The organism is Hyphomonas sp. UBA3601, from assembly GCF_002375605.1.
GTDB lineage: Bacteria > Pseudomonadota > Alphaproteobacteria > Caulobacterales > Hyphomonadaceae > Hyphomonas.
Window position 1 is genome coordinate 30984 of sequence record NZ_DFME01000107.1, and the last position, 6258, is coordinate 37241.

Sequence of the window (6258 nt, forward strand, 5' to 3'; positions counted from 1 at the left end):
CGCTCGCCATTTCCATTCCTGAAGACAGGACCCAGTCGGAACCGGCGAACCATGCTCCCTCCAGCGAATATGCCGTCATCTCGGTCTGGTCTTGCGCGCCGAAGCGCTCCTGCAGTGTTCCACCCAGCGCCGTATCTTCATCCGAAATGAAGGATGCGCCCGCACGAACTGACCAATCCTGGGCATCGCGGCCGAACATGAAGCCGGACTGACTGCGACCGCCCTGCTCGGCAGAGAATATGTCCATGACGAGGTCATCCGTCACGGCATGACTGAATTTCGCCCATGCGCCGCCGGTCGAAAAAGCGTTCCCGACACCGGGTTCGTTGAGCAGGGAGATATCTGGCGCCAGATGCGTCAATGATCCACCTCGTCCCAATTCCACCTGGCTCTCGCCGAAACTGTAGCGCATCTGGAATGTTGATTGCGGGTCTTCCTGATAAGGGGCGGTCGGATCATCCTGCAACCGAGCCTGGGACCAGCTGAACGACATGTTTCCAGCATTAACGGCATAGGATTCGCCCGCCGCCCAATCAGCGCGGGTTTCAAAATTCACCAGGCGTGAGCCGAGCGCATCTGACGGCAGGGTCGCAGCAATGGCATCGGCATTCAGGCGGAAACCGCGTTGGTACTGGTCCTGAAAGACGAGGCTGTTGAACGCGCCGGAATTGGTGGCCCAATCCCCAAACGCGCCACCGCTGGGCGCAAGCGCGTCGGTAAAGCTGACTTTCTCGATACCGAAGTCCAGATTCTGCTGGCCTTGTGGTCGGAATGCTTCTTCGAGGTTCAGGAGGCCCACACCGGAAACGCTGTCAGTACCAGCACCCGCGACCTCGCCCGTGATCAGGTCGGGCGATGTGTCTACATAGTCTGTCGCGGTATCCAGCAGGATCTGGAGAGCGACTTCAGGTTGGGACTGCAAGTTCGGGAACGCGTCCAGCAAGAGCGCCAATGCGCCCGCAACATAAGGTGCTGCAAATGATGTCCCCGAAATGCGATAATAGTCTCCATCACTGTCGGCATCATTCGTCGGGTCGCCGGGGAATGCGACATCATCGTCCGGGCCAGTCGAGATTACGTCCTCACCGGGTGCGAGCAGGTAGAAGTTCTGCGCCGCACTGCCTGCCCTGTTCGAGAAGTCCGACAGTATGCCATTCGGGTCGACCGCGCCCACGGCGACAACCCGCCCGAGTGAAGATGTTTCACCTGCGATATAGGCAGGCTCGGTTGGGCGTTCCCCGACCGCCTCGGTGTCATTGCCATCTTCATCTGTCCCTGCCGGTTCAGCTTCATTGCCGGCCGAGATGACGACCAGCACACCCGCCGCGGCCGCAGCGCGGACGGCGTTCTCCAGTCGCGGATCATTGTCGATCTCGCCACCGAGAGACATGTTGATGATCGAAGCCCCCTGAGCCACGGCGTATTCAATCGCACGGACCAGCGTATCGTCGTTGTAGACGCAACCTTCATCTTCCCCGGTGCGCGCACAGCTGCCGGGCGAGTCAGCCCGGATATCGATTATGGAAGCCTCATACGCGGCGCCTTGAATACCGTTCGGCGTGTTATCGTCCAACACGCTGCTGAAATCGTCCTGCCGACGCGCAGCGATGACGCCCGTAACCAGTGTGCCGTGGCCTTCGGTGTCGGTATCGCCATCCTGACGAGTGATGGTGACCCGGTCTCCAGCAGCGTTGAAGCCAGCACAGGCAGTGTCCGCACAGACATCGAACATCTGCACAACAGCCCCTTGGAGATCGGGATGATCAGAATCAGTCCCCGTATCGATGACCGCCACAGTCTGACCCTGGCCTGTCGCGCCAAGTGCATAGGCTGCTGACGCACCGATAATGGGCAGGCCTACTGTGGCATTGTACTCGCGCGTTTCGAACTGTTCCCGCTCTGCGATTGTGTCAGGAAACGGATTCGAGGGCGGCGGCGGTGGAGGCGGCGGCGGAGGGGGCATCGGCGTGACAGCGGAACTGCCGCCGCCTCCTCCGCCGCCTGCGCAGGCCCCCAGCACAATGGCCGACGCACCCAGCATGGCAGCCGCCAGCATGGACCGCGGAATGGGCTTCACCGATTTTATGTTGCGATACCGGATCATGAAGATTCCTCCCATAGCGGCATCCAACTCGTCCTGCGGTCGGTGCCTTCCAAGCAATATTCCACCCCAAAGATAACCAAGGGGCAAACACTTCACTCAGCTTGTCAGGAAAATTCGACACGTTCTTGCGAGAAGTAGAACAGCGAGCGCGTCTCCTCATCAATTGTGTCATTGTGCGCTTCCAGCAATTTGTGCATGGCGTTTTTGCGATCCTTGAGCGCGTGATCGAAATCACCCTCAATCATGCGGTCAACACCGGTCCGAACCATCGCATCGCGCACTTCCATATACAGCGTCAGAGATCCGCCGAGAAACATGGACTCATAGGCAATCTTGCTGGCGATTTTGTCATGGATGTCAGAATACTGGAATTGCCGCTCCATCACCGATTTGCGCTTGCAGATGAAATCAATCTCGTGCCGGTGCTCTGGATGACGCAAGTAGAAATTCTTCAGCGCGGTCATCTCCGTGTCGATCCGGGCCTGCACATCTTCCGGCAGGGATTCACTGAGAATGATGATGATATCGATATCCGAGCCCTTCACCATCTCCCCGCTCGCGACGTGTTCCCGTGGCTCATTGTGCGCGAGATAGTAGGCGAGATCGCCCGCGATAAATGCGCAGAGTTGGCTGCGAATGTCGCGTCCCAGAGTGACGAATACCTGCTTCATCACGGCTTGGGCCACCGACAGCTTTTCGCGGCTGATCTCCCGATGCATGTTCGACAGGGTGCCCTGCCGCTCGATCATCTTGTCGCGTTGGCCCGGTAAGCCGAACAAGGTGAAGGACAGGAAATCTCGCAGGATCGAAGGGCTCAGCCGCACCTGATCGTCGCGCGTGATATCAAATCGCAAATAGTAGCTGGCGAAATGGGACACGTGCAGCTTGCGGCTCTGATAGCAGGCTTGCCACAAGGCCAGATGTGGAACGCCATAAAGATCGTCAGCCAGCTCCTTGCCGAGCCGAGGTCCCTTCTCCGCCAGGACCGTCTCGATTCGGGCTTCAATTTCTTTCAAATCATAGGTCGGCACGCACGAATCTCCCACATCCTGCATCAGTAAGGCAGGCCAGGAAGACGCTGTCCAGCAAGGTCAGGTGGTCACGATCCGTATTTGATACGATCAGGCGCGTCTCATCACTCAACGGTGACTGACTTGGCGAGGTTGCGCGGCTGGTCGACATCAGTCCCTTTGGCAACAGCCACATGATAGGCCAGCAATTGCAACGGCACTGCGGCCAGCACTGGCAGGCTGATATCATCACCATCCGGCAAGCAAATCACATGATCAGCCCGGTTACCCGCAGCTTTGATGCCGGCTGCATCCGAAATGAGGATGACACGCGCGCCACGTGCGCGGATTTCCTCGACATTTGAAATGGTCTTCTCGAACAGCTCGTCTTTTGGCGCGATCACAACGACCGGAAGGTCTTTTTCGATCAGCGCGATGGGGCCATGCTTCAACTCGCCGGCGGCATAGCCTTCGGCGTGAATATAGGACACTTCCTTCAGCTTGAGTGCACCTTCCAACGCCAGCGGGTAGTACCGTCCGCGACCGAGGAACAAGACATCCCGGCAAGGGGACAACGTCTTTGCGATCTCGCGGATATCATCTTGTGCCTCAAGTGCCTCGGTCACCTTGCGTGGCAACGCCATCAGACTTTTGACCGCCATTACCTCATCACCAGGCAAAAGATGCCCCCGAGCCTTGGCTGCATTAAGGGCGAGCACAGCCAGAACAGACAATTGCGCGGTGAAAGCCTTCGTGGAGGCTACGCCAATCTCTGGCCCGGCATAGGTCGGCACGATCGCCGCCGCCTCTCGGGCGATCGAGCTTTCGGGTACGTTGACCACAGCCACGGCCGGGGTGCCATTTTGACGGCAATAGCGCAGGGCTGCCAGCGTGTCGGCTGTCTCTCCGGATTGGCTGACAAACATTGCTGGACCGGTCTGAGGCAGCACAGGTTCACGATAGCGGAATTCAGATGCGATATCGGTCTCGAACGCCAGTTTGGCTTTCTGTTCAAACCAGTATTTCGCTGTGTGGGCGGCATAATACGCTGTGCCACAGGCAATCGCCACAGCCCGATCAGCCTTGGCGAACATCGTATCGGCCACTTCGCCCAGATTGAGCGTCTGCGTCGCCTGGTCGATATAGGGCAGAATGGAACGAGCGAGAGACTCGGGTTGCTCATGGATTTCCTTGAGCATGAAATGATCATACTCGCCGCGCTCAATCAGGCCTTCGTTCACAGCGGATTTCACGCGGGGACGGTTTACGCGGTCACCATTTGCGTTGCGCACATCATGGCTGGTGGGCGTCAAGACGACCCAATCGCCTTCCTCCAGATACGTCACGTCGCGCGTGAGAGGCGCCAGCGCGATGGCGTCAGAACCAAGGAACATTTCGCCTTGCCCGTATCCGAGGACCAGCGGGCTGCCCTTGCGCGCGCCCATCAGCAAGTCCGTCTTGCCGGAAAAGATGGCAGCGATGGCGAAAGCGCCCGACAGGTTTTTCAGCGCGGCTTCGAATGCATCAACCGCGTCCATGCCTTCGGCCATGTTCTGGTCGATCAGCTGTGCGATGACTTCGCTGTCTGTCTCAGACTCGAATGTTCGGCCCCGCGCCTGCAAGTCTTTACGCAACTCGCGGAAATTCTCGATGATGCCATTGTGCACAATCGCGACCTTGCCTGACACATGGGGATGAGCATTGGTCTCGTTCGGCTTGCCATGCGTGGCCCAGCGCGTATGGGCGATGCCAGTCGGGCCATCAACCGGCGCGTCGGCCATGAGGGCTTCCAGATTGACGATCTTGCCCCTGGCGCGGCGGCGCTCAATTGCATCTCCCGCCAGCACAGCTATGCCGGCGCTGTCATAGCCACGATACTCCAAACGCTTCAGGCCGTCGACGAGACGCCCGGCAACGGTTTCCGTACCTGTGATCGCAACAATTCCGCACATACTCTACCTCCATTCGGGTAAAGCGTATTTAGACCGCCTGAATCCGCCAGGATAATGACACTTTGTGTAGGAATGCGACAACAGACAGGCAAAACCGTCTCATGGTGGGCATATTGCATGCTTTAGCTCTGCTGAACGATCAAATTATGGATGTCACACACATTCGGGTCTATCGCCCACGCAAGCCCGCTATATCTGGGATATCAAGAACTTACATATACTGATGATGCTTGAAGGACTGTACGCGTTTTGAAAAACCTCACCCACCTCGACAGGCTGGAGGCTGAAAGCCTGCACATCATCCGCGAAGTGGCCGCCGAGTGCGAAAATCCGGTCATGCTCTATTCCGTTGGCAAGGATTCGGCGGTGATGCTTCACCTTGCGATGAAGGCGTTCTATCCATCGCGCCCTCCCTTCCCATTGATGCACGTCGATACAACCTGGAAATTCCGGGAAATGATCGAGTTTCGCGACCGGAAAGCCAAGGAGTTGGGCTTCGATCTTCTGGTGCATGTGAACGAAGATGGCGTCCGCGACGGCGTCGGGCCGTTCAGTCACGGATCAGCCGTGCACACAGATGTGATGAAAACGCTCGCCCTCAAGCAGGCGCTCGACAAGTACAAGTTCGATGCAGCCTTTGGCGGCGCCCGACGCGACGAAGAAAAATCCCGCGCCAAGGAACGCATTTTCTCCTTCCGCTCAGCCGAGCACCGGTGGGACCCGAAGCGCCAGCGGCCAGAGCCGTGGAACGTTTACAATACACGTATCAATCAGGGCGAAAGCGTTCGAGTCTTCCCGCTGTCCAACTGGACCGAACTGGACATCTGGCAGTATATCCGCCGCGAAAACATCGAGATTGTCCCGCTCTACTTTGCTGCCCCGCGCCCCGTCGTGAACTGGAATGGTGTGGACATCATGGTTGATGATGACCGAATGCCGGAAGAATTGCGCAGCACCGCGGTGACCAAATCCGTCCGCTTCCGTACACTTGGCTGTTACCCGCTGACCGGCGCGGTCGAAAGCACAGCTGCCACGCTTGAAGACATCATCCAGGAAATGCTCCTGACCACCACATCCGAACGCCAGGGCCGCGTCATTGACGCCGACCAGTCCGGATCCATGGAAAAGAAAAAACAGGAAGGCTATTTCTGATGCGCCTCAATGACGACCTGATTGAATCAGATATCGCCGC

At 57.9% G+C, this 6258-nt stretch carries 4 protein-coding genes; 1 reads left to right on the forward strand and 3 read right to left on the reverse strand.

The genetic code is table 11. The features are described from left to right. From B4F73_RS10750 to glmS, 3 genes are all read right to left on the reverse strand, one after another. Nucleotides 1-2104: S8 family peptidase (locus B4F73_RS10750; protein ID WP_290483235.1), on the reverse strand; the 2104-nt coding region annotated here is incomplete at its 3' end. 104 nt (nucleotides 2105-2208) lie between these two features. Continuing rightward, nucleotides 2209-3135 (reverse strand): hypothetical protein, encoded by a 927-nt coding sequence (locus B4F73_RS10755; protein WP_290479819.1) that lies wholly within the window; start codon nucleotides 3133-3135, stop codon nucleotides 2209-2211. 104 nt (nucleotides 3136-3239) lie between these two features. Continuing rightward, nucleotides 3240-5066, reverse strand: a complete 1827-nt coding sequence (glmS, locus tag B4F73_RS10760) for a glutamine--fructose-6-phosphate transaminase (isomerizing) (RefSeq protein WP_290483236.1) — start codon at nucleotides 5064-5066, stop codon at nucleotides 3240-3242. Between the two features lie 249 nt (nucleotides 5067-5315). On the opposite strand from glmS, the gene cysD reads away from it, so the two are divergent. Then, the gene (gene cysD, locus B4F73_RS10765) at nucleotides 5316-6218 is read left to right on the forward strand and encodes a sulfate adenylyltransferase subunit CysD (RefSeq protein WP_034810883.1); all 903 of its coding nucleotides are present in this window, start codon (nucleotides 5316-5318) and stop codon (nucleotides 6216-6218) included. Nucleotides 6219-6258 lie beyond the last annotated feature (40 nt).